This is a genomic window from Cedecea sp. Ae19-4 (assembly GCF_059801165.1).
Map to the genome: position 1 here is coordinate 304237 of NZ_JBCHWG010000002.1, position 22691 is coordinate 326927.

The following is a 22691-nucleotide window of genomic DNA, read 5'->3' on the forward strand; positions in this document are numbered from 1 at the left end:
GCTGAAAATTGAAACGACATGTCGTCTTATTCTTCCGTAATAAAGAATGAGGTTAAGACATGTTCGAGTCTCTCAAATTTTCACAATATCGATTGTGTCTTACGAGACACCTTCGGGTTGTGAGGTTAAGCGACTAAGCGTACACGGTGGATGCCCTGGCAGTCAGAGGCGATGAAGGACGTGCTAATCTGCGATAAGCGTCGGTAAGGTGATATGAACCGTTATAGCCGGCGATTTCCGAATGGGGAAACCCAGTGTGATTCGTCACACTATCATTGCGTGAATACATAGCGTAATGAAGCGAACCGGGGGAACTGAAACATCTAAGTACCCCGAGGAAAAGAAATCAACCGAGATTCCCCCAGTAGCGGCGAGCGAACGGGGAGCAGCCCAGAACCTGAATCAGTTTGTGTGTTAGTGGAAGCGTCTGGAAAGTCGCAGGGTACAGGGTGATACTCCCGTACACTAAAATGCACATACTGTGAGTTCGAAGAGTAGGGCGGGACACGTGGTATCCTGTCTGAATATGGGGGGACCATCCTCCAAGGCTAAATACTCCTGACTGACCGATAGTGAACCAGTACCGTGAGGGAAAGGCGAAAAGAACCCCGGCGAGGGGAGTGAAAAAGAACCTGAAACCGTGTACGTACAAGCAGTGGGAGCCTCATTTATGGGGTGACTGCGTACCTTTTGTATAATGGGTCAGCGACTTATATTCTGTAGCAAGGTTAACCGTATAGGGGAGCCGCAGGGAAACCGAGTCTTAACTGGGCGTTAAGTTGCAGGGTATAGACCCGAAACCCGGTGATCTAGCCATGGGCAGGTTGAAGGTTGGGTAACACTAACTGGAGGACCGAACCGACTAATGTTGAAAAATTAGCGGATGACTTGTGGCTGGGGGTGAAAGGCCAATCAAACCGGGAGATAGCTGGTTCTCCCCGAAAGCTATTTAGGTAGCGCCTCGTGAACTCATCTTCGGGGGTAGAGCACTGTTTCGGCTAGGGGGCCATCCCGGCTTACCAACCCGATGCAAACTACGAATACCGAAGAATGTTATCACGGGAGACACACGGCGGGTGCTAACGTCCGTCGTGAAGAGGGAAACAACCCAGACCGCCAGCTAAGGTCCCAAAGTCATGGTTAAGTGGGAAACGATGTGGGAAGGCACAGACAGCCAGGATGTTGGCTTAGAAGCAGCCATCATTTAAAGAAAGCGTAATAGCTCACTGGTCGAGTCGGCCTGCGCGGAAGATGTAACGGGGCTAAACCATGCACCGAAGCTGCGGCAGCGACACTATGTGTTGTTGGGTAGGGGAGCGTTCTGTAAGCCGTCGAAGGTGAACTGTGAGGTTTGCTGGAGGTATCAGAAGTGCGAATGCTGACATAAGTAACGATAAAGCGGGTGAAAAGCCCGCTCGCCGGAAGACCAAGGGTTCCTGTCCAACGTTAATCGGGGCAGGGTGAGTCGACCCCTAAGGCGAGGCCGAAAGGCGTAGTCGATGGGAAACAGGTTAATATTCCTGTACTCGGTGTTACTGCGAAGGGGGGACGGAGAAGGCTATGTTAGCCGGGCGACGGTTGTCCCGGTTTAAGCATGTAGGCGGAGCGTTTAGGTAAATCCGGACGCTTATTAACGCTGAGGTGTGATGACGAGGCACTACGGTGCTGAAGTAACAAATGCCCTGCTTCCAGGAAAAGCCTCTAAGCATCAGGTAACATTGAATCGTACCCCAAACCGACACAGGTGGTCAGGTAGAGAATACCAAGGCGCTTGAGAGAACTCGGGTGAAGGAACTAGGCAAAATGGTGCCGTAACTTCGGGAGAAGGCACGCTGTCGGTAAGTGAAACCCCTCGCGGGTGGAGCTGAAGGCAGTCGAAGATACCAGCTGGCTGCAACTGTTTATTAAAAACACAGCACTGTGCAAACACGAAAGTGGACGTATACGGTGTGACGCCTGCCCGGTGCCGGAAGGTTAATTGATGGGGTTATCCGCAAGGAGAAGCTCTTGATCGAAGCCCCGGTAAACGGCGGCCGTAACTATAACGGTCCTAAGGTAGCGAAATTCCTTGTCGGGTAAGTTCCGACCTGCACGAATGGCGTAATGATGGCCAGGCTGTCTCCACCCGAGACTCAGTGAAATTGAAATCGCTGTGAAGATGCAGTGTACCCGCGGCAAGACGGAAAGACCCCGTGAACCTTTACTATAGCTTGACACTGAACATTGAGCCTTGATGTGTAGGATAGGTGGGAGGCTTTGAAGCGTGGACGCCAGTCTGCGTGGAGCCAACCTTGAAATACCACCCTTTAATGTTTGATGTTCTAACGTAGACCCGTGATCCGGGTTGCGGACAGTGTCTGGTGGGTAGTTTGACTGGGGCGGTCTCCTCCTAAAGCGTAACGGAGGAGCACGAAGGTTAGCTAATCACGGTCGGACATCGTGAGGTTAGTGCAAAGGCATAAGCTAGCTTGACTGCGAGAGTGACGGCTCGAGCAGGTGCGAAAGCAGGTCTTAGTGATCCGGTGGTTCTGAATGGAAGGGCCATCGCTCAACGGATAAAAGGTACTCCGGGGATAACAGGCTGATACCGCCCAAGAGTTCATATCGACGGCGGTGTTTGGCACCTCGATGTCGGCTCATCACATCCTGGGGCTGAAGTAGGTCCCAAGGGTATGGCTGTTCGCCATTTAAAGTGGTACGCGAGCTGGGTTTAGAACGTCGTGAGACAGTTCGGTCCCTATCTGCCGTGGGCGCTGGAGAATTGAGGGGGGCTGCTCCTAGTACGAGAGGACCGGAGTGGACGCATCACTGGTGTTCGGGTTGTCATGCCAATGGCATTGCCCGGTAGCTAAATGCGGAAAAGATAAGCGCTGAAAGCATCTAAGCGCGAAACTTGCCCCGAGATGAGTTCTCCCTGACCCTTTAAGGGTCCTGAAGGAACGTTGAAGACGACGACGTTGATAGGCTGGGTGTGTAAGCGTAGCGATACGTTGAGCTAACCAGTACTAATGATCCGTGAGGCTTAACCTTACAACACCGAAGGTGTTTTCAGAGACGAAAGATTTTCAGCTTAGTTCAGGATTAGATTGATGGTTATATAGAGATATAACGGTCAATAACAGAATTTGCCTGGCGGCCGTAGCGCGGTGGTCCCACCTGACCCCATGCCGAACTCAGAAGTGAAACGCCGTAGCGCCGATGGTAGTGTGGGGTCTCCCCATGCGAGAGTAGGGAACTGCCAGGCATCAAATCAGCATTAACCCCGACCGAAAGGCCGGGGTTTTTTGCTTTTTAAAGATTAAAACAGACCATAAGCCGCATATTTTCTCCGTATTACTGCAGTTCTACCCATTCATAGATAAAATCAGCGATCTCCTCTGCATTATTAAGATCCAATACAGGGACAGAAGCGGTGAGCGGCACATCGCTGGCTATAGCAATGACATGCCGATCGATCTCTAATGCTTCAGCTTTATGGCCAGTTTCCTGCCTGAATAAAAGGATCTTAGCCACGGCTTCGTGTTTGAAACCTTCGACCAGAATTAAATCCAGTTTGCGGTTATCCATTCTTGAGGCGAGATAATGTAAATCCAGATTAGGCTCTTCGGGGGTTTCAGTCATTAGTGCCCAGCGCTTCTGGCTGGCAACAATGGTCTGCGCGGCGCCAGCTTTACGGAGTTCATAGCTATCCTTCCCGGGTTTGTCCACATCCATATCATGATGCGTGTGCTTAATGAGTCCGGGCCTGATGCCTTTATCCAATAGCAGTGGGATTAGCTGCTTCAGTAATGTGGTTTTTCCTGTTCCGCTCCAGGCTGAAATAGCCAGTAAAGGCGGCGTTATCCTTTTTTCTGCCATTGTGAAAGCTCATCGAGAGTATTTATATTGGTAAAACAAGCAGCCTGGCCATCAAAAGAGACTGAATGTCCTCCTGCGCTCAGTAAGAAATGCATCACTCGCCTTTCGCCAGCGAGCAGATATTCTCTCAATGGCAAACAAAGCGAATGATGAAGCAAAGCTACGCCGGGGTGATCCCGTAGCCCATCATTTGCCCATATTGCCAACGCGCTCCCACGCGCTTGCCAAAGCCTGAGTGCAACATCGGCAGGAATATTGGGGGTATCGCAAGGGCAGAATAGCAGCCACTCACTTTCAGTTTGTTCCATCACGGCTAACATACCGGCCAATGGTCCCTGGTAACCACTCATTGAGTCCTGAATAACCGAAATCCCGCTTTGCTGATAGATCTCAAGGTTTCTGTTGGCACTGATGACAACATCGCCTACCTGTGGTTTTAATACATTGAGGACGTGCTGGAAAAGTGGCTGGCCGTTAAGCAGGGCTAATCCCTTATCATTGCCGCCCATTCTGCTTCCCCTGCCACCGGCTAGCACAACGCCGGTGACTTCTGTTAATCGCTGCACGAATATCGCCTCTTTTAATGTGGGTTTGAGCCTGCTAACGTGTTGTCTTTCACATGTGATAAGGGACACCAACATGAAATGTAAGCGCCTTAACGAACTTCTTGAGCTGCTTCAGCCTGCATGGCAAAAAGAGCCAGATCTGAACCTGATACAATTCTTGCAGAAATTGGCCGCTGAGTCAGGCTATCGCGGTGAACTGGCTGAGCTCACTGACGATGTACTGATCTATCACCTGAAAATGCGTGATTCTGCAAAAGATGATGCGATCCCTGGCCTTAAAAAAGATTATGAAGAAGACTTCAAAACGGCACTGCTGCGCGCTCGCGGTGTCATTAAGGAATAAAAGAGTAAAAGCTTGTAAGTCGAAACACTTAAGCGGTTTTGAAATGTTATCCTGAAGCATTCGTATTTACTTCCGGTTGCCGGGATGACAGACAACGCATTTAATTTCCAGACCCTACATCCGGATACAATCCTCGATGCTCTTTTTGAACAAGGCATTCGGGTGGATTCGGGACTGACACCGTTAAACAGTTTTGAAAACCGCGTTTATCAATTCCAGGATGAAGAACGCCAGCGTTTTGTGGTCAAGTTTTATCGCCCACATCGCTGGTCCGCGGCGCAAATTGAAGAAGAACATCACTTTGCGCTGGAACTGCTAGCCGATGAAGTGCCTATGGCTGCACCTCTTTGTTTTGCTGGAAACACTCTTCTGCAGCATCAGGGCTTTATGTTTGCCGTGTTCCCAAGCCTGGGAGGGCGGCAATATGAAACTGATAACATCGACCAGATGGAATGGGTGGGCCGCTATCTTGGCCGCATTCATCAAACGGGTCGTCGGCAGCTCTTTCAGCATCGTCCAACCTTTGGTCTGGATGAATATCTCTTCCAGCCGCGCGAGCTATTTGAAAATAGCGAGCTCATTCCCCGCGCTCTTAAGAAAGATTTTCTGACTGCAACGGATGCGTTGATAGAGGAAGTTAAACGCACCTGGCACACTGATTTTGAACCACTGCGCCTGCACGGCGATTGCCATCCTGGCAATATCCTCTGGCGCGACGGACCGCTGTTTGTTGACCTTGATGATGCTCGTAATGGCCCAGCGGTGCAGGATATCTGGATGCTGCTTAATGGAGATAAAGCCGAACAGCGGATGCAGTTAGAAACCATTATTGAAGCTTACGAAGAGTTTTCGTCATTTGATACCAGCGAGCTAACCCTGATTGAACCGTTGCGCGCTATGCGCATCGTCTATTATCTCGCGTGGCTAATGCGACGCTGGGATGACCCCGCATTCCCCCGAAATTTCCCGTGGTTTAGTGAAGAAGATTTCTGGAGAAGACAGACTGTAAGCTTTACAGAGCAGGTCCGGGTTCTACGAGAACCTCCATTACAATTAACGCCAATGTATTAATCAGTAAAATTCAGGAGAGAGTTGATTATGAAGAAGATTTGGCTGGCGCTGGCAGGCATGATCCTGGCATTTAGCGCCTCTGCGGCACAGTTTACCGACGGTAAGCAGTACATCACCCTGGATAAACCGGTGGCTGGTGAACCACAGGTATTAGAATTTTTCTCATTCTACTGCCCACACTGCTACCAGTTTGAACAGGTTCTTCATGTGTCTGATAACGTGAAGAAAAAACTGCCTGAAGGCACCAAAATGACCAAGTATCACGTTGAGTTCCTTGGCCCATTAGGTAAAGATCTGACTCAGGCCTGGGCTGTTGCTATGGCGCTGGGCGTAGAAGATAAAATAACCTCCCCAATGTTTGAAGCCGTTCAGAAAACTCAAACCGTGCAGAATGATGCCGACATCCGCAAAGTGTTCATCGACGCGGGTGTGAAACCGGAAGAGTACGATGCGGCCTGGAACAGCTTTGTGGTGAAATCTCTGGTTGCTCAGCAAGAAAAAGCGGCAGCCGATCTCCAACTGCAGGGCGTCCCGGCTATGTATGTTAACGGCAAATATCAGCTGAATATGCAGGGCATGGACACCAGCAGCATGGATATCTTCGTGCAGCAGTATGCTGACACCGTGAAATACCTGGTTGAGAAGAAATAAGATTAAAAAAGCCGGTCATTGACCGGCTTTTTTATCCCCAGAGAGTAGCGTTTCCAGCTGCTTATCTTTCTCGCTCCACAGCATATTCAGCCAGAGCTGAAAACGGCGCTTAAAGCTTTTATCGTTAACATAATCTCCGTGAAGCTCTTCGGTAATCGGCACCAAAGAAACCCGCACAACGATTTTTGTCATTTTGCCTGAAAGCATATCGTAGAACGGCAGAAGACTATTGTCCGGGTAACACAGCGTAACGTTCAGCATCTTATCAAACTGTTTGCCCAGCACATTCATCGCCATCGCTATACCTGCCGCTTTCGGCGGTAACAGGTAGTTAAACGGTGAACGGGTCTGCTTCTTTTTCTCAGCAGTGAAGCGCGAGCCCTCAACGAAATTCACAATAGTGGTAGGGTGAGCACGAAACTTCATGCATGAACGACGGGTCGTTTCGACATCTTTACCCCTGCGTTCAGGATGACGCAGCAAATAAGCTCTTGAATAACGTTTCATAAACGGCATATCCAGCGCCCAGCAGGCCAGCCCCATAAAAGGAACCCAGGCAAGCTGCTGCTTAAGAAAATACTTGTTCATGGGGATATGTTTGCGGAATAACACGCAAAGGATCACGATATCTGCCCAGCTCTGATGGTTGCTGATTAACAGATACCAGTTCTTTTTATTCAGGCCTTCTAATCCCTCGACATCCCATTTCAAATAAGGATTGAGGCGCAGCAGCAATGCGAGCCCTTCGCACCAGCAGTACATCATGAAATCAGCGAATACCGAGATCGAGCGCCAGATAGACGGAACGGGCAGCATCAGCTTAACGATCCCGGCTAAAATGATAGGAACAGAGCAGGCAACCGTGACCAGAATAGTCAGTGCAATGCTTAACACCAATGTGATCGCGGCGAGTAATCTCGACATAGGTAATGTTTTTGCTGGTTAGGGTGTATGGAATGCTGATATTAGCGGCAATAAGGGGCGGATCTTACCAGAAAACCGATAATGGCGACTCGCCAAATGAACAGGATTTTCACCGATCGCATTTATGGGGAGAACAGTGGCCCGTTTTTCTTACTCGCCTGAGTATATATCCACATCAAACGATCGTTGGTTAATTCAGTAAGGCTAAACTCACATTCATTTAACTTACTGAAATTAAAATGTATTTAATAAAGGATCAATAAAAATAATGCCGTGAAATTAGTTAGTTAAAAAAATATACACAAAGTTATCCACAAAAACGATCTCACGCAGGATCCCCCAATCCTGGAATTCTTTTCAGCATATTGCGCCCAATAGTTCATGTTTTTGGCCAGGCTATGGCATCCTTTAGCAATACATTAATCACAGGCATGGAACGGAACATTATGGTCCAGATCGCAGACAACCCGCTTATCCTCGTTGATGGCTCTTCCTATCTTTATCGGGCATATCATGCCTTCCCACCGTTGACGAACAGCCGTGGCGAGCCAACAGGGGCGATGTACGGTGTGCTGAACATGCTGCGTAGCCTGATTTTGCAATACCAGCCGACGCACGCTGCCGTAGTGTTTGATGCCAAAGGCAAAACGTTCCGTGATGAGCTGTTTGAGGACTATAAATCGCACCGTCCCCCAATGCCGGACGATCTCAGAGCGCAGATTGAGCCGCTGCATGCGATGGTTAAAGCGATGGGCCTGCCTTTACTGGCCGTCTCAGGTGTTGAAGCTGATGATGTTATCGGTACGCTGGCGCTGGAGGCTGAAAAAGCCGGCCGCCCGGTATTGATCAGTACCGGTGATAAAGACATGGCGCAGCTTGTGACGCCGGGCGTGACGCTGATTAACACTATGACCAATACCATCCTTGGGCCGGAAGAGGTACTGACCAAATACGGCGTACCTCCGGAGCTGATTATCGACTTCCTGGCGCTGATGGGGGACTCTTCGGACAATATTCCTGGCGTACCGGGCGTGGGCGAGAAAACAGCGCAGGCGCTGCTTCAGGGGCTGGGTGGGCTGGATACGCTTTACGCCAATCCTGAAAAAATTGCCGAACTCACCTTCCGTGGCGCGAAAACGATGGCCGCTAAGCTGGAGCAAAGCAAAGAGCTGGCCTACCTCTCCTATAAGCTCGCCACCATTAAGACCGACGTTGAGCTGGAACTGGGCTGCGAGCAGCTTGAAGTCCAGCAGCCGGCGGCAGACGAACTGCTGACACTCTTCAAGCAGTATGAATTCAAACGCTGGATAACCGACGTAGAGGCCGGGAAATGGATGCAGGCCAAAGGGGCTAAGCCGGCCGCACAACCGCAGAAAGCCGGTGAGGTTGAAGCCGAACCTGAAGTGCCAGCCAGCCAGCTCTCTTATGACAACTACGTCACTATCCTGGACGAGCGCGTACTGCTTGAATGGATTGAGCGGCTGAAAAAAGCGCCGCTGTTTGCGTTTGATACCGAGACCGACAGCCTGGACAACGTCAGTGCCAATCTGGTCGGGCTTTCCTTTGCGACAGAACCGGGTGTGGCCTGCTATATCCCCGTTGCGCATGACTATCTCGATGCGCCGGAGCAAATTTCTCGCGAACGTGCGCTGGAACTACTTAAGCCGCTGCTGGAAGATGAGAAGGCGCTGAAAGTCGGGCAAAACCTGAAATACGACCGTGGCATCATGCAGAACTATGGCATTGAACTGCGGGGTATCGCTTTTGACACCATGCTGGAATCCTACACGCTGGACAGCGTCGCAGGCCGCCATGATATGGACAGCCTGGCCGATCGCTGGCTGAAGCACCAAACCATCTCGTTTGAAGAGATTGCCGGCAAAGGCAAAAAACAGCTGACCTTTAACCAGATCGATTTGGAAACTGCCGGGCGCTATGCGGCAGAAGATGCGGATGTCACCCTGCAGCTGCACCTGAAGATGTGGCCGAAACTCGAGAAGGTTGCAGGCCCATTAAGCATCTTTAAAAACGTTGAAATGCCGCTGGTGCCGGTAATTTCGCGCATTGAACGCAACGGCGTGAAAATCGATCCGGCTATTTTGCACGCGCATTCTGGTGAGCTGACTAAGCGCCTGGCCGAGCTTGAACGCAAAGCTCATGAAATCGCCGGAGAAGAATTTAATCTCTCTTCTACAAAGCAGCTGCAAACCATTCTCTTTGAAAAGCAGGGAATTAAGCCGCTGAAGAAAACGCCGGGCGGAGCGCCTTCTACGTCCGAAGAGGTGCTTGAAGAGCTGGCGCTGGACTATCCTCTGCCGAAAGTGATCCTGGAATACCGTGGCCTTGCGAAGCTGAAATCCACCTATACCGACAAGCTACCGCTGATGATTAGCCCGATAACCGGGCGCGTGCATACGTCTTATCACCAGGCAGTTACGGCCACCGGGCGTTTATCTTCTACCGATCCTAACCTGCAGAACATTCCTGTTCGCAACGAGGAAGGGCGCCGTATTCGTCAGGCCTTTATTGCGCCTGAGGACTACGTGATTCTTTCTGCGGACTACTCGCAAATTGAACTGCGTATCATGGCCCACCTCTCCCGCGATAAAGGCCTGTTAAGCGCCTTTGCCGAAGGCAAAGATATCCACCGCGCCACCGCTGCGGAAGTGTTTGGTCTGCCGCTAGAAAGCGTCACCGGCGAACAGCGTCGCAGTGCGAAGGCAATTAACTTTGGTCTGATCTATGGCATGAGCGCCTTTGGCCTTTCCCGCCAGCTCAATATTCCGCGGAAAGAGTCCCAGAAGTATATGGATCTCTACTTCGAGCGTTATCCGGGTGTGCTGGAGTATATGGAGCGTACGCGTGCTCAGGCGAAAGATCAGGGTTATGTTGAGACGCTGGATGGCCGCCGTCTCTATCTGCCGGACATCAACTCCAGCAACGGTGCTCGCCGCGCCGGTGCGGAACGTGCTGCGATTAACGCCCCTATGCAGGGTACTGCCGCCGATATTATCAAGCGCGCGATGATTGCAGTCGACGGCTGGCTGGAGACAGACAAGCCACGTGTGAAAATGATCATGCAGGTGCACGATGAACTGGTGTTCGAAGTGCACAAAGACGACGTGGAAGCGGTGTCTAAAAAGGTGCATGAGTTGATGGAAAGCAGCATGAAGCTCGACGTGCCGTTGCTGGTGGAAGTCGGCAGTGGCAAAAACTGGGATGAGGCGCATTAATCGACAATTGCTCAGGTCATGTTTTTGTAACTAAGCAACATAAGTCATAGCTTTTTGTGATGATGATTCAAGAATGTGATGCAAAAAGTGAAAAAAAACTACAAAAAATGCTTTTTTGAGCGATTAAAAAGGAGTAAAGTTATTCGCGTAGGGTACAGAGGTAAGATGTTCTATCTTTCAGACCTTTTACTTCACGTAATCGGATTTGGCTGAATATTTAGCCGCCCCAGTCAGAAATGACTGGGGCGTTTTTTATTGCGCGAAAGAAAAGAAAAACGCGGCCAGGGCCGCGTTGTGAACTGAGAGTGAGCAGACGATCCTTGAAGGGACGAATTACTCTTCAGCCGCTTCCTCTTCCACCGCCGGCGGAAGATCGTTGTACCAGCTATCCAGCTTCAGGCGCAGTTTATCAACGCCGGTTTTCTTCAGGGAAGAGAACGCCTCGACCTCGATATTTCCACCAAACGCCAGAATCGCTTCACGCACCATATTCAGCTGTGCTTTACGCGCGCCCGATGCGAGCTTATCGGCTTTGGTCAGCAGCAGCATGACTTCGATATTGCTGGCTACTGCCCACTCAATCATCTGCTGATCGAGATCTTTCAGTGGATGACGGATATCCATCAGCACGACCAGGCCTTTCAGACTGTTACGCTTTTGCAGGTATTCCCCCAGCGCGCGTTGCCATTTGTGTTTCACCTCTTCCGGGACTTCGGCATAGCCGTAGCCAGGTAAATCTACCAGGCGTTTGCCTTCGGCAACTTCAAACAGGTTGATGAGCTGCGTACGGCCAGGGGTTTTACTGGTACGCGCCAGGCTTTTCTGATTGGTCAGCGTGTTCAGCGAGCTGGATTTCCCCGCGTTAGAGCGGCCTGCGAAAGCAACCTCAATACCGGTATCAGAAGGCAGATGGCGAATGTCCGGTGCGCTGAGCACGAACTTAGTCAGTTGATAGTTCCAGTTTTTCAAAACGGTTGTCTCCGTCAGGTAAGCATTTGCCGGGGATTATACCTGAACGAGCGGAAAACGCCGTGTTTCTCGCCAGAAGCAGAAGGCTTACAGCGAAGTGGATTGATTTTGTAAGTCATTTGCTATGGTAAATGGCAGATATCCCGGTGAATATTGGCAACGATTTATTCAAGAGTGGTTTATTTTCAAATAATTAACTGATTAGTTCATTGTGGGGGAAGCCGTGAATGTGGGCGGCCACCTTGTTAATAACAAGCGTAGCGGTAAAGTGAGTGTGTCGGCGAAGGAAGGACAGGGTTGTCTCAAGCTAACATGGAATATTTGCTCCTTTACGGGGGCCAGAATAAGAAAAAGGCGACGGGTTAACCTGTCGCCTTTTTTCTTTGCTTGCTTTCTGCTAGATTCCGCCGCAATTCTATACTGAATAAAATGGCTTAAGACGACTTATCATGAAGCAACCAAACTCGGCACCACAAGGTAAAAAACCGGCAAAAGCACGCCGTAAATCACGCGAAGAGCTTGACCAGGAAGCGCGTGAGCGTAAGCGCCAGAAAAAACACAGCGGCCACGCAGCGGGGAGCCGCGCGAATGGTGGCAATCAGGCGAAAGGCGGCAAATCATCGGGTCAGGCGAAAGACCCTCGCATTGGCAGTAAAAAACCTATTCAACTGGGCGTAACCGATGCAGCACCGGTCGCTAAACAGCACAAACCGAAGAGCGAGAAACCTATGCTAACACCACAGGCTGAGCTGGATATGCTGGAAAACGATGAGCGCCTGGATGGGCTGCTGGAGCGTCTGGAAGCAGGCGAAACCCTTAGCAAGGAAGAGCAGTCCTGGGTGGATGCGAAGCTCGACCGCATCGATGCACTAATGGAACAGCTCGGCATCGCCTGGGAAGACGATGAAGAGGAAGAAGAAGAAAAAGCGGATGATTTGATGCGTCTGCTGAAGGGCGGTAACTGACGTTTACTCCTATGGGATTACCTGTTCTTATTATGGTTATTCCGCTGGTGTGTTATCTGCTGTGGTTATTCGTTAAACTACGGCGGCTGTCGCGGCTGCAGAATTCGCTGCGGCGAAGGGTTATGGCTCGTGGAATGAGCGGGCCAGCTTCGCCTCGTCGGCGCCGGCGACAACACCGCAAGGAGTGAGTATGTCTGAGCAGTTAATCGACTGGGATCTGGCTCTGATCCAGAAATATAATTATTCAGGGCCGCGTTACACCTCTTATCCAACCGCACTGGAATTTTCTGAAGCCTTTGGCGAACCGGCATTTTTGCAGGCGGTTGCCCGTTACCCGGAGCGGCCGCTGTCGCTTTATGTGCATATCCCGTTCTGCCACAAGCTTTGCTATTTCTGTGGCTGCAATAAAATTGTGACCCGCCAGCAGCACAAGGCCGACCAGTATCTCGATGCTCTGGAGCAGGAAATCATCCACCGCGCGCCGCTGTTTGCGGGCCGGCAGGTTAGCCAGCTGCACTGGGGCGGCGGGACGCCAACTTATCTGAGCAAAGCGCAAATAAGCCGCCTGATGGCGCTGCTGCGTGGCAATTTCCATTTTAATGATGACGCGGAACTGTCTATTGAAGTTGACCCGCGTGAAATTGAACTGGATGTGCTCGACCATCTTCGGCAGGAAGGCTTTACCCGCCTTAGTATGGGCGTTCAGGACTTCAATAAAGAAGTGCAGCGCCTCGTCAACCGCGAGCAGGACGAAGCGTTTATCTTCGCGCTGATCGAGCGTGCGCGGGCGTTGGGGTTTACTTCCACCAACATTGACCTGATTTACGGCCTGCCAAAGCAAACGCCGGAAAGCTTTGCCTTCACGCTCAAGCGCGTAGCCGAGCTAAGCCCGCATCGCCTTAGCGTTTTCAACTATGCGCACCTGCCGACGCTATTCGCCGCCCAGCGCAAGATTAAAGACGCTGATTTACCGAGCGCGCAGCAGAAGCTGGATATCCTGCAGGAAACCATCGGCTCGCTGACGGGGTCTGGTTACCAGTTTATTGGGATGGATCACTTTGCCCGCCCGGACGATGAACTGGCGATTGCCCAGCGGGAAGGCAAACTACACCGTAATTTCCAGGGGTATACCACTCAAGGGGATACCGATCTGCTGGGGCTTGGCGTGTCGGCAATTAGCATGATTGGCGACTGTTACGCGCAGAACCAGAAAGAGCTAAAGCGCTATTATCAGCAGGTGGATGAGCAGGGCAATGCGCTGTGGCGTGGCCTGGCGCTCACGCGGGACGATTGCATTCGCCGCGATGTTATCAAGGCGCTGATCTGCAACTTCCAGCTTAACTTCGCCGACATTGAGCAGGTATGGTCGCTGACGTTTGCGGATTACTTTGCCGAGGACTTAGGCCTGCTGGCGCCGCTGGCGAAAGATGGGCTGGTGAAGGTCAGTGAGCAGGGGATTCAGGTGACCGGCAAGGGACGCCTGCTGATTCGCAACATTTGCATGTGCTTTGATGCCTACCTGAGGCAAAAGGCGCGCCTGCAGCAGTTTTCCAGAGTGATATAAAAAAGGCGGGGTTTCCCCGCCTTCTCTTTTAGCTAAAGAAGCTCACCAGTAACGCGCACATCACCGCGGCTACTGCCGTCTGTGGCGAATGGCCAGCGGCTGCACCAGCTTCGGCGCCGCGCGTGACCATATGAATTACGGATTCCAACATAACTGACTCTCCTGCCTGAACGCGCCCGATCATACTTAACCCGGCGCGGCAGTAAAGTACAAAATAGCAGCAATTTGCGGGCTGATTTGCTTCTTTACAAAATGGCCGAACGTTACTCCATACCCAGCTCTTTTAGCTTACGAGTCAGCGTGTTTCGGCCCCATCCCAGCAGGCGAGCCGCTTCTTGTTTATGCCCCTGAGTATGTCTCAGCGCAGTGGTTAGCAGCGTGCGTTCCATTTCCGGCTGCGCCTCAGAAAGCAGATCCTGATGGCCGGAGCGCAACGCTCGTTCCGCCCACTGTGCCAACAGCATGGCCCAGCTGTCCGGGTTGGTCTGCGTGACCCCGCCGCTTTCGGTCACTGTCGTTTCAAACAGCTCGCTCGGGAGATCCTGAATAAGCACTTCCTGACCCGCTGCCATGACCGTCAACCAGCGACAGGTGTTTTCCAATTGGCGGACGTTGCCGGGCCAGGCGAGACGCGTTAAGGCGTTTTCCGTTTCCGGATGCAGCAGCTTTGCTTCCACGCCCAGTTCGCGCGCGGCCACTTGCAGGAAATGGCGTGCCAGACGCGGAATATCTTCCCGACGCTCGCGAAGCGGAGGCAGGTGCACGCGGATGACGTTCAGACGGTGGAACAAGTCCTCACGAAACTTGCCTTCCTGTACCCGCTGCTCAAGGTTCTGGTGGGTTGCCGCAATGATGCGGACATCCACTTTTACCGCCGCGTAGCCGCCCACGCGGTAAAACTGTCCGTCGGCCAGCACGCGCAGCAAACGAGTCTGAACGTCCAGCGGCATATCACCTATTTCGTCGAGAAACAGCGTGCCGCCGTCAGCCTGTTCGAAGCGCCCCTGGCGAATCTGGTTGGCGCCGGTGAAAGCCCCTTTTTCATGCCCGAACAGCTCTGACTCGATTAAATCTTTGGGAATAGCCGCCATATTGAGCGCGATAAACGGCGATTTAACCCGCGGGCTGTGGCGGTGCAGCGCGTGCGCCACAAGCTCTTTACCGGTCCCGGATTCGCCGTTAATCAGTACGCTGATGGAGGAGCGCGACAGACGGCCAATAATACGAAACACGTCCTGCATCGCCGGGGCTTCGCCGATGATGTCGGTCGTTGGCCCGTTATCCGGCGCATTTCGCGGCTGCTGCTGTTCCTGATAGTGGCTGATCGCGCGTTCAACCAGCGCTACCGCCTCGTCGATATCAAACGGTTTTGGCAGATAATCGAAAGCCCCTTGCTGATAGGCGCTAACGGCTGCGTCTAAATCCGAATGCGCGGTCATGATAATGACCGGCAGCATCGGGTGGCGCTGCTTAATCTGCTTTAACAGGGCAAGACCGTCCATGCCGGGCATACGAATGTCCGACAGCAACACGTCCGGGGTTTTGGTCGCCAGCGCGTCCAGCACCTCATTGCCACTCTCAAAGGTGGTGCAGCTTAATCCGGCTCCGGTTAACGCGCGCTCAAGGACCCAGCGGATGGAGCTATCGTCGTCAACGACCCAAACTATCCCTCGTTGCATAATGACCTCTACTTCCGAATAGGCAGGTAAACCGAAAATTCGGTATGACCAGGCCAACTGTTGAATTCGATTTTCCCCGAATGCTGGTCGATGAGGCTACGCGCGATGGAAAGACCCAGCCCGGTGCCGCCTTCTCGCCCACTGACCATCGGGTAGAACAACGTGTCCTGCAAATGTGCCGGGATACCCGGGCCGTTATCTTCAATATCTATGCGTGCCGCGAGGCGGTAGCGAGAACCGTGCAGCGTCAGCTGGAAAGCGGTACGGGTACGCAAGATAATCTCGCCCCCTTCGCTACCCAGCGCCTGCAGCGCATTGCGTACGATATTCAGTAAAACTTGCTCAATTTGGTCAGGGTCGTGCGCAAACTCCGGCAAACTCGGATCGTAATCCCGCACAAGAGTGACGTTATCCGGCAGCTCCATCGACACGAGTTTCACCACGCGTTCGGCAACTTTATGAATGCTTTCGGTGACGTGCATGCCCGGCTGCTGAGGCCCTAGCAGACGATCCACCAGATTACGTAGGCGGTCCGCCTGCTCAATAATGACTTTGGTGTACTCCGTCAGCGACGGGTCGGGGAGCGCTTTACTCAGCAGTTGCGCCGCGCCACGTAAGCCGCCTAACGGATTTTTAATCTCATGTGCAAGGCCACGAACTAAATCTCGGGCAGCAATCTGCTGCGCGTGTTGCAGCTGTTCCTGACTCAATCGACGCTGATTATCCATCGGCGCCATTTCCATCAGGATGTACCCTTCCGGCAGCTTTTGCGCCGTCAGAGAAAGAATGTGCGATCGGCCATCAATGACCAGCGTCACTTCGTTGTCGGTAAACCCCTGGCCTGCCATCAGGCTTTCCTGCATGACGCCAATATTCAACGAGAAATAACTCAATAGATCCGGCAAAGGTGTGCCGTACAGCTTGCGTGAACTCTGCGCCAGCAGCTGCTGAGCCGCAGGGTTGGCGTAGTGAACCGCCAGCTCGTCATCCACGAGCAGGATGCTGTTGATGAGAGAATTCAGAATCTGCCCAGCATCGGGCAGCGCGCCAGTTGCCATACAGCAGTCTCCGTGCACCGTTTTAGTGCATTATAGTCTTTGAGTGACAAAAAACAGCGTCACAGGAGGATCCGATGGAGAAAAAAGCCCATCCGAAGATGGGCCAAAGTTTCCACGGCAACAAAAAACAACTTCAATTAGACGCTGTAGTACAGCTCGAACTCTACCGGATGCGGAGTCATGCGCACGCGGTCGTTTTCTTCAGTGCGCAGAGCGATGTAAGCATCGATAGCGTCGTCGGTGAATACGCCGCCCGCAGTCAGGAACTCACGGTCTTCGCTCAGTGCATTCAGTGCTTCTTCCAGAGAGCCAGCAACCTGTGGGATCTCTTTCGCTTCTTCTGGCGGCAGGTCATACAGGTTTTTATCCATGGCTTCGCCTGGGTGGATCTTGTTCTTAATACCGTCCAGACCGGCCATCAGCAGCGCTGCGAAGCACAGGTATGGGTTAGCCGCTGGGTCCGGGAAGCGCACTTCGATACGACGTGCTTTCGGAGACGCAACCACCGGGATACGGATAGAAGCAGAACGGTTACGGGCAGAGTAAGCCAGCATAACTGGAGCTTCGTAGCCTGGGACCAGACGCTTGTAGGAGTTGGTGGTTGGGTTCGCCAGGGCGTTGATCGCTTTAGCGTGTTTGATAACACCCCCGATGTAGTACAGCGCTTGCTCAGACAGGCCAGCATATTTGTCACCGGAGAACAGGTTTACGCCGTTCTTGGACAGGGACATGTGGCAGTGCATGCCGGAACCGTTATCGCCAAACATTGGTTTTGGCATAAAGGTCGCGGTTTTGCCGTAAGCGTGAGCCACGTTGTGTACAACGTATTTGTAGATCTGAATTTCATCAGCTTTTTTGGTCATGGTGTTGAAGCGGGTTGCCACTTCGTTCTGACCAGCGGTCGCCACTTCGTGGTGATGAGCTTCAACAACCAGGCCCATCTGCTCCATGGTCAGACACATAGCAGAACGCAGGTCCTGAGAAGAGTCGACCGGTGGCACTGGGAAGTAACCGCCTTTCACCGCTGGACGGTGGCCTTTGTTACCGCCTTCGTATTTGGTGCCGGTGTTCCATGCGCCTTCGATATCATCGATAGCTACGTGGGAGCCGGAGATAGAGCTGCCGAAACGAATGTCGTCGAACAGGAAGAATTCTGGCTCTGGCCCGAACAGAACGGTGTCTGCGATGCCGGTAGAGCGCAGGTAGTCTTCAGCGCGTTTTGCAATAGAACGCGGGTCACGGTCGTAGCCCTGCATAGTGCCTGGCTCGAGAATGTCACAGCGGATAATCAGGGTAGAGTCCGCGAAGAACGGGTCGATTACCGCCGTCGTTGGGTCTGGCATCAGCACCATGTCGGATTCGTTGATACCTTTCCAGCCACCAATCGAGGAGCCGTCAAACATTTTGCCTTCTTCGAAGAAGTCAGCATTTACCTGATGAGCAGGAATAGTGACGTGCTGTTCTTTACCTTTAGTGTCGGTAAAGCGCAGATCAACAAACTTAACTTCATGCTCATTCAGCATCGTCAAAACGTGTTCAGCGGACATACTTAAACTCTCCCGGATTGGTGTAGTCGTCGTGGTAACGAGGTAATCAAACACTTCTTAATGTGGCTTTTCGCCATAAAATGTTTAAAGCGAAATCTGTGCCAACTTTTAAATCACCCTAAAAAGGCGCTATCATGCGCACCATAGTGCAAAAGGGCTGCACCAGGATGAATAATTTGCACCAATATAGTGCTTCAGTATGAAACCTGAGCACCATATTGGTGCAATTTACGTTATGGCTCCCTTTTTAGCTCCGTGAAAGCGATCACAAACCCTTACTTTCTGCATTGTTTGTAAAGGTTCTTTGTGATCCTGTTCTGTCCTTCGATTAATACGTGTACAATAACGCGCTATTTCTAATGCCTGAGGCAAAGTTGTGATCGAAAATCTGCGTAATATCGCCATCATCGCGCACGTTGACCACGGTAAAACTACCCTGGTTGATAAGCTGCTGCAGCAGTCTGGTACCTTCAGTGAGCGTGCTGAAACTACTGAACGCGTGATGGACTCCAATGACCTGGAGAAAGAGCGTGGGATTACCATCCTCGCTAAAAACACCGCTATCAAATGGAATGACTACCGTATCAACATCGTTGATACCCCAGGACACGCCGACTTCGGTGGTGAAGTTGAGCGCGTAATGTCAATGGTTGACTCCGTTCTGCTGGTGGTTGACGCAATGGATGGCCCAATGCCGCAGACGCGCTTCGTAACCAAGAAGGCGTTTGCCCATGGTTTGAAGCCGATCGTGGTTATCAACAAAGTTGACCGCCCTGGCGCGCGTCCTGACTGGGTTGTGGATCAGGTCTTCGACCTGTTCGTTAACCTTGATGCGACCGACGAACAGCTCGACTTCCCAATCATCTATGCATCCGCACTGAACGGCATCGCGGGTATGGATCACAATGATATGGCGGCGGATATGACGCCACTGTACCAGGCCATTGTCGATCGCGTACCGGCACCAAGCGTTGACCTCGATGGTCCACTGCAGATGCAAATTTCCCAGCTGGACTACAACAACTACGTTGGCGTAATCGGCATCGGCCGCATCAAACGCGGTAAAGTGAAGCCAAACCAGCAGATCACTATCATTGATAGCGAAGGGAAAACCCGTAACGGTAAAGTCGGTAAAGTACTGACTCACCTGGGTCTGGAGCGTATCGAGTCTACCGAAGCTGAAGCTGGCGACATCATCGCTATCACCGGCCTGGGCGAACTGAACATCTCCGACACCATTTGCGATCCGCAAAATGTTGAAGCGCTGCCAGCGCTGTCCGTAGATGAACCAACCGTTTCCATGTTCTTCAACGTCAACACCTCTCCGTTCTGCGGTAAAGAAGGTAAGTTCGTGACCTCTCGTCAGATTCTGGATCGTCTGAACAAAGAGCTGGTTCACAACGTTGCGCTGCGCGTTGAAGAAACCGAAGATGCGGACGCATTCCGCGTTTCCGGTCGTGGTGAACTGCACCTGTCTGTTCTTATCGAAAACATGCGTCGTGAAGGTTTCGAGCTGGCGGTATCCCGTCCGAAAGTTATCTTCCGCGAAATCGACGGCCGTAAACAAGAGCCGTTCGAGAACGTGACTCTGGACGTTGAAGAGCAGCATCAGGGTGCCGTGATGCAGGCGCTCGGTGAGCGTAAAGGCGACCTGAAAAACATGAATCCAGACGGCAAAGGCCGCGTGCGTCTTGACTACGTTATCCCAAGCCGTGGTCTGATCGGCTTCCGTAACGAATTCATGACCATGACCTCCGGTACCGGTCTGCTGTACTCCACCTTCAGCCACTATGACGATATCCGTCAGGGCGAAGTGGGCCAGCGCCAGAACGGCGTACTGATCTCTAACGGTCAGGGTAAAGCGGTTGCGTTTGCGCTGTTCGGTCTGCAGGATCGCGGCAAGTTGTTCCTGGGCCACGGGGCTGAAGTTTACGAAGGCCAGATCATCGGTATTCACAGTCGTTCTAACGACCTGACCGTAAACTGCCTGACCGGTAAGAAGCTGACCAACATGCGTGCTTCCGGTACTGACGAAGCGACCACCCTGGTTCCTGCGCAGAAAATGACCCTGGAGCAAGCTCTGGAGTTCATCGATGATGACGAACTGGTAGAAGTGACTCCGCTGTCCGTGCGTATCCGTAAGCGCCACCTGACTGAAAACGACCGTAAACGTGCGGGTCGTGGTAGCAAAGAAGCTTAAGTTTCTTTTCTGCAGTCTGCTGAAGCCCTGCCTGTAAAGGCGGGGCTTTTTTATTTCTGCCTTAGAATGCGCAACCTCGCCTTCCTCTGATAGTCAAAGTCAGCCTTTCCCGCTACAGTTATTTCTCCATGTCGGAAAGGAGGTGCGCATGCTGTATATCTTTGATTTAGGTAACGTCATCGTTGATATCGACTTTAATCGCGTGCTCGGCGTCTGGAGCGATTACAGCCGGGTGCCGTTAGCCAACCTGCAGAAAAGTTTCGCGATGGGAGAAACCTTCCATCAGCATGAACGTGGGCAGATAACGGACGAAGTGTTTGCCGAACGCTTATGCCACGAGATGGACGTGGCGCTGAGCTACGAGCAGTTTGCCGCGGGCTGGCAGGCGATTTTCATTGGCCTGCGCAAAGAGACCATTGGCGTCATGCAGAAGCTGCGCGAGCAGGGGCATCGCGTGGTGGTGCTTTCCAACACCAACCGCCTGCATACGGGTTTCTGGCCTGATGAATACCCGGAAGTGGCGCAGTCGGCCGATAAAATCTACCTCTCCCAGGAAATGGGGATGCGCAAGCCGGACGCGGAAATCTACCTTAAGGTGCTAGAGGAAGAAGGCTTCTCTGCCGATCAGGCCGTATTCTTCGATGATAATGCCGACAATATTCACGGTGCACGAGCGTTGGGCATCACCAGCATTCAGGTGATCGACAAGCAGACTATCCCCGACTGGTTTGCTAAACAGGGATGATTAAAAGCGTGCCCCGTAAAACTGTGCATCGCCTCAGGCCTCTCTGGGCCTGGGGCAAACTGCTGTGGCAGCGTATCGACCAGGACAACATGACGACCCTGGCGGGTAACCTTGCCTATGTGTCATTGCTGTCTCTGGTGCCGCTGGTGGCGGTTGTCTTTGCGCTGTTTGCCGCCTTCCCGATGTTTGCCGATATCAGCGTTCAGCTGCGCCACTTCATTTTTGCCAATTTTATGCCCGCCACTGGCGATGTAATTCAGCGTTACATCGAACAGTTTGTCGCTAACTCCAACAGAATGACGGCGGTGGGGGCCATTGGTCTGATCGTCACCTCGCTGCTGCTGATGTATGCGGTAGATAGCGCGTTGAACACTATCTGGCGCAGTAAGCGCGCGAGGCCAAAGGTGTACTCCTTTGCCATTTACTGGATGATCCTGACGCTCGGGCCGCTGCTGGCCGGGGCCAGCCTGGCGATAAGCTCTTACCTCCTTTCTCTACGCTGGGCCTCAGAACTCAACAGCATGCTTGATGAAGTCCTGCGTATTTTTCCTCTGCTGCTGTCCTGGCTTGCGTTCTGGCTGCTCTACAGCCTGGTGCCGACGACCAGCGTGCGGGCAAAGGACGCCATGATAGGCTCGCTGGTTGCCGCGCTGCTGTTTGAACTGGGTAAGAAGGGATTTGCCCTCTATATCACCATGTTCCCCTCTTACCAGCTGATTTACGGCGTGCTGGCGGTGATCCCCATATTATTTGTCTGGGTCTACTGGACCTGGTGTATCGTGTTGCTGGGGGCGGAAATCACCGCTTCGTTGGGCGACTACCGTAAATTGCGACAGGCTGCAGAGCAGGAAGAACTGGAAGAACAATGATTGCATTAATTCAGCGCGTTACCCGTGCCAGCGTCACCGTGGAGGGTGAAGTGACGGGTGAAATTGGTCCCGGACTTTTGGTGTTGCTGGGTGTCGAAAAAGAAGATAACGAACAGAAAGCCAATCGCCTGTGCGAGCGTGTATTAGGGTATCGAATTTTCAGCGACGAGCAGGGCAAGATGAACCTGAACGTCCAGCAGGCGGGCGGCAGCCTGCTGGTAGTGTCTCAATTTACGCTGGCGGCGGACACGGAACGCGGGATGCGTCCGAGCTTCTCCGGTGGCGCAGCGCCACAGCAGGCTGAAACCCTTTATGAATATTTTGTCGAGCGCTGCAAACAACAAGGTATCGACGCCCCAACCGGGCGTTTCGCCGCCGATATGCAGGTTTCGCTAATTAATGACGGGCCGGTGACGTTCTGGCTGCAGGTGTAACCCTCGCCATCCGGC

Annotated in this window: 19 protein-coding genes and 2 rRNA genes; 13 read left to right on the plus strand and 8 right to left on the minus strand. The window is 52.3% G+C overall.

Translation table 11 applies throughout. From position 1 onward, the window contains the following. Nucleotides 1-123: 123 nt before the first annotated feature. Nucleotides 124-3030, plus strand: a 23S ribosomal RNA gene (locus AAIE02_RS14200). Between the two features lie 98 nt (nucleotides 3031-3128). Next, nucleotides 3129-3244, plus strand: a 5S ribosomal RNA gene (rrf, locus tag AAIE02_RS14205). Between the two features lie 89 nt (nucleotides 3245-3333). Here the strand turns inward: rrf and mobB are convergent. Beyond that, on the minus strand, nucleotides 3334-3858 hold the full coding sequence (gene mobB, locus AAIE02_RS14210) for a molybdopterin-guanine dinucleotide biosynthesis protein MobB (protein ID WP_336709084.1): 525 nt from the start codon (nucleotides 3856-3858) through the stop codon (nucleotides 3334-3336). After that, nucleotides 3840-4424 carry a molybdenum cofactor guanylyltransferase MobA gene (mobA, locus tag AAIE02_RS14215; RefSeq protein WP_336983454.1) on the minus strand — a complete coding sequence of 195 codons (585 nt, stop codon included), beginning with the start codon at nucleotides 4422-4424 and terminating at the stop codon, nucleotides 3840-3842. The genes mobB and mobA overlap by 19 nt, the downstream gene beginning before the upstream one ends. A 73-nt stretch (nucleotides 4425-4497) precedes the next feature. Here mobA and AAIE02_RS14220 point away from each other — a divergent pair, with 73 nt between their 5' ends. The 3 genes from AAIE02_RS14220 (at nucleotide 4498) to dsbA (ending at nucleotide 6489) form a co-directional block, all read left to right on the plus strand. Further along, a complete protein-coding gene (locus AAIE02_RS14220; RefSeq protein ID WP_008457378.1) occupies nucleotides 4498-4767 on the plus strand; it encodes a YihD family protein in 270 nt (89 codons plus the stop codon). Nucleotides 4768-4851: 84 nt separating this feature from the next. Then, a complete protein-coding gene (locus tag AAIE02_RS14225; RefSeq protein WP_336983455.1) occupies nucleotides 4852-5838 on the plus strand; it encodes a serine/threonine protein kinase in 987 nt (328 codons plus the stop codon). 27 nt (nucleotides 5839-5865) lie between these two features. Next, on the plus strand, nucleotides 5866-6489 hold the full coding sequence (gene dsbA / locus AAIE02_RS14230; RefSeq protein ID WP_166995823.1) for a thiol:disulfide interchange protein DsbA: 624 nt from the start codon (nucleotides 5866-5868) through the stop codon (nucleotides 6487-6489). A gap of 15 nt (nucleotides 6490-6504) precedes the next feature. Here the strand turns inward: dsbA and yihG are convergent, their stop codons facing one another. Next, nucleotides 6505-7413: a 1-acylglycerol-3-phosphate O-acyltransferase, YihG family gene (yihG, locus tag AAIE02_RS14235; RefSeq protein WP_166879432.1), complete on the minus strand. Its 909-nt coding sequence runs from the start codon at nucleotides 7411-7413 to the stop codon at nucleotides 6505-6507. A gap of 446 nt (nucleotides 7414-7859) precedes the next feature. Between yihG and polA the strand changes: the two genes are divergently transcribed. Both polA and spfP read left to right on the plus strand, forming a co-directional pair. Continuing rightward, on the plus strand, nucleotides 7860-10646 hold the full coding sequence (gene polA, locus AAIE02_RS14240; protein ID WP_498532803.1) for a DNA polymerase I: 2787 nt from the start codon (nucleotides 7860-7862) through the stop codon (nucleotides 10644-10646). A 165-nt stretch (nucleotides 10647-10811) separates the two neighbouring features. Further along, a complete protein-coding gene (gene spfP, locus AAIE02_RS14245) occupies nucleotides 10812-10859 on the plus strand; it encodes a small protein SpfP (RefSeq protein ID WP_071892919.1) in 48 nt (15 codons plus the stop codon). Between the two features lie 120 nt (nucleotides 10860-10979). Here spfP and yihA read toward each other — a convergent pair whose 3' ends face one another. Then, nucleotides 10980-11615, minus strand: a complete 636-nt coding sequence (gene yihA / locus AAIE02_RS14250; protein ID WP_008457383.1) for a ribosome biogenesis GTP-binding protein YihA/YsxC — start codon at nucleotides 11613-11615, stop codon at nucleotides 10980-10982. A 449-nt stretch (nucleotides 11616-12064) separates the two neighbouring features. On the opposite strand from yihA, the gene yihI reads away from it, so the two are divergent. Together yihI and hemN are read left to right on the plus strand one after the other, a co-directional pair. Next, nucleotides 12065-12580, plus strand: a complete 516-nt coding sequence (gene yihI / locus AAIE02_RS14255) for a Der GTPase-activating protein YihI (protein ID WP_008457385.1) — start codon at nucleotides 12065-12067, stop codon at nucleotides 12578-12580. Between the two features lie 190 nt (nucleotides 12581-12770). Then, the gene (gene hemN, locus AAIE02_RS14260) at nucleotides 12771-14144 is read left to right on the plus strand and encodes an oxygen-independent coproporphyrinogen III oxidase (protein WP_498532804.1); all 1374 of its coding nucleotides are present in this window, start codon (nucleotides 12771-12773) and stop codon (nucleotides 14142-14144) included. 28 nt (nucleotides 14145-14172) lie between these two features. On the opposite strand, the gene AAIE02_RS14265 is transcribed toward hemN, so the two are convergent. The 4 genes from AAIE02_RS14265 to glnA all read right to left on the minus strand — a co-directional run bounded on the left by AAIE02_RS14265 (nucleotide 14173) and on the right by glnA (nucleotide 18428). Continuing rightward, on the minus strand, nucleotides 14173-14295 hold the full coding sequence (locus tag AAIE02_RS14265; protein ID WP_008457389.1) for a YshB family small membrane protein: 123 nt from the start codon (nucleotides 14293-14295) through the stop codon (nucleotides 14173-14175). 112 nt (nucleotides 14296-14407) lie between these two features. Continuing rightward, nucleotides 14408-15823, minus strand: a complete 1416-nt coding sequence (glnG, locus tag AAIE02_RS14270) for a nitrogen regulation protein NR(I) (RefSeq protein ID WP_008457391.1) — start codon at nucleotides 15821-15823, stop codon at nucleotides 14408-14410. 8 nt (nucleotides 15824-15831) lie between these two features. Next, the gene (gene glnL, locus AAIE02_RS14275; protein WP_008457392.1) at nucleotides 15832-16881 is read right to left on the minus strand and encodes a nitrogen regulation protein NR(II); all 1050 of its coding nucleotides are present in this window, start codon (nucleotides 16879-16881) and stop codon (nucleotides 15832-15834) included. A 137-nt stretch (nucleotides 16882-17018) separates the two neighbouring features. Next, on the minus strand, nucleotides 17019-18428 hold the full coding sequence (glnA, locus tag AAIE02_RS14280; RefSeq protein WP_008457394.1) for a glutamate--ammonia ligase: 1410 nt from the start codon (nucleotides 18426-18428) through the stop codon (nucleotides 17019-17021). Nucleotides 18429-18804: 376 nt separating this feature from the next. Here glnA and typA point away from each other — a divergent pair, with 376 nt between their 5' ends. The 4 genes from typA (at nucleotide 18805) to dtd (ending at nucleotide 22676) form a co-directional block, all read left to right on the plus strand. Then, a complete protein-coding gene (typA, locus tag AAIE02_RS14285) occupies nucleotides 18805-20628 on the plus strand; it encodes a ribosome-dependent GTPase TypA (RefSeq protein ID WP_336983459.1) in 1824 nt (607 codons plus the stop codon). Between the two features lie 148 nt (nucleotides 20629-20776). Further along, the gene (gene yihX / locus AAIE02_RS14290; protein ID WP_166995819.1) at nucleotides 20777-21373 is read left to right on the plus strand and encodes a glucose-1-phosphatase; all 597 of its coding nucleotides are present in this window, start codon (nucleotides 20777-20779) and stop codon (nucleotides 21371-21373) included. After that, nucleotides 21370-22242 carry a virulence factor BrkB family protein gene (locus AAIE02_RS14295; RefSeq protein WP_008457398.1) on the plus strand — a complete coding sequence of 291 codons (873 nt, stop codon included), beginning with the start codon at nucleotides 21370-21372 and terminating at the stop codon, nucleotides 22240-22242. Before yihX ends, AAIE02_RS14295 begins: the two co-directional genes overlap by 4 nt. Next, nucleotides 22239-22676, plus strand: a complete 438-nt coding sequence (dtd, locus tag AAIE02_RS14300; protein WP_336983460.1) for a D-aminoacyl-tRNA deacylase — start codon at nucleotides 22239-22241, stop codon at nucleotides 22674-22676. Before AAIE02_RS14295 ends, dtd begins: the two co-directional genes overlap by 4 nt. Nucleotides 22677-22691 lie beyond the last annotated feature (15 nt).

Excerpts from the sequence above, each read along its gene's own strand:
- AAIE02_RS14265 (WP_008457389.1), bottom strand. The coding sequence starts at position 14,295 with ATGTTGGAATCCGTAATTCATATGGTCACGCGCGGCGCCGAAGCTGGT.
- yihG (WP_166879432.1), bottom strand. The coding sequence starts at position 7,413 with ATGTCGAGATTACTCGCCGCGATCACATTGGTGTTAAGCATTGCACTG.
- dsbA (WP_166995823.1), top strand. The coding sequence starts at position 5,866 with ATGAAGAAGATTTGGCTGGCGCTGGCAGGCATGATCCTGGCATTTAGC.
- AAIE02_RS14225 (WP_336983455.1), top strand. The coding sequence starts at position 4,852 with ATGACAGACAACGCATTTAATTTCCAGACCCTACATCCGGATACAATC.
- glnL (WP_008457392.1), bottom strand. The coding sequence starts at position 16,881 with ATGGCAACTGGCGCGCTGCCCGATGCTGGGCAGATTCTGAATTCTCTC.
- yihX (WP_166995819.1), top strand. The coding sequence starts at position 20,777 with ATGCTGTATATCTTTGATTTAGGTAACGTCATCGTTGATATCGACTTT.
- AAIE02_RS14295 (WP_008457398.1), top strand. The coding sequence starts at position 21,370 with ATGATTAAAAGCGTGCCCCGTAAAACTGTGCATCGCCTCAGGCCTCTC.
- polA (WP_498532803.1), top strand. The coding sequence starts at position 7,860 with ATGGTCCAGATCGCAGACAACCCGCTTATCCTCGTTGATGGCTCTTCC.
- hemN (WP_498532804.1), top strand. The coding sequence starts at position 12,771 with ATGTCTGAGCAGTTAATCGACTGGGATCTGGCTCTGATCCAGAAATAT.
- dtd (WP_336983460.1), top strand. The coding sequence starts at position 22,239 with ATGATTGCATTAATTCAGCGCGTTACCCGTGCCAGCGTCACCGTGGAG.
- glnG (WP_008457391.1), bottom strand. The coding sequence starts at position 15,823 with ATGCAACGAGGGATAGTTTGGGTCGTTGACGACGATAGCTCCATCCGC.
- AAIE02_RS14220 (WP_008457378.1), top strand. The coding sequence starts at position 4,498 with ATGAAATGTAAGCGCCTTAACGAACTTCTTGAGCTGCTTCAGCCTGCA.
- glnA (WP_008457394.1), bottom strand. The coding sequence starts at position 18,428 with ATGTCCGCTGAACACGTTTTGACGATGCTGAATGAGCATGAAGTTAAG.
- mobB (WP_336709084.1), bottom strand. The coding sequence starts at position 3,858 with ATGGCAGAAAAAAGGATAACGCCGCCTTTACTGGCTATTTCAGCCTGG.
- yihI (WP_008457385.1), top strand. The coding sequence starts at position 12,065 with ATGAAGCAACCAAACTCGGCACCACAAGGTAAAAAACCGGCAAAAGCA.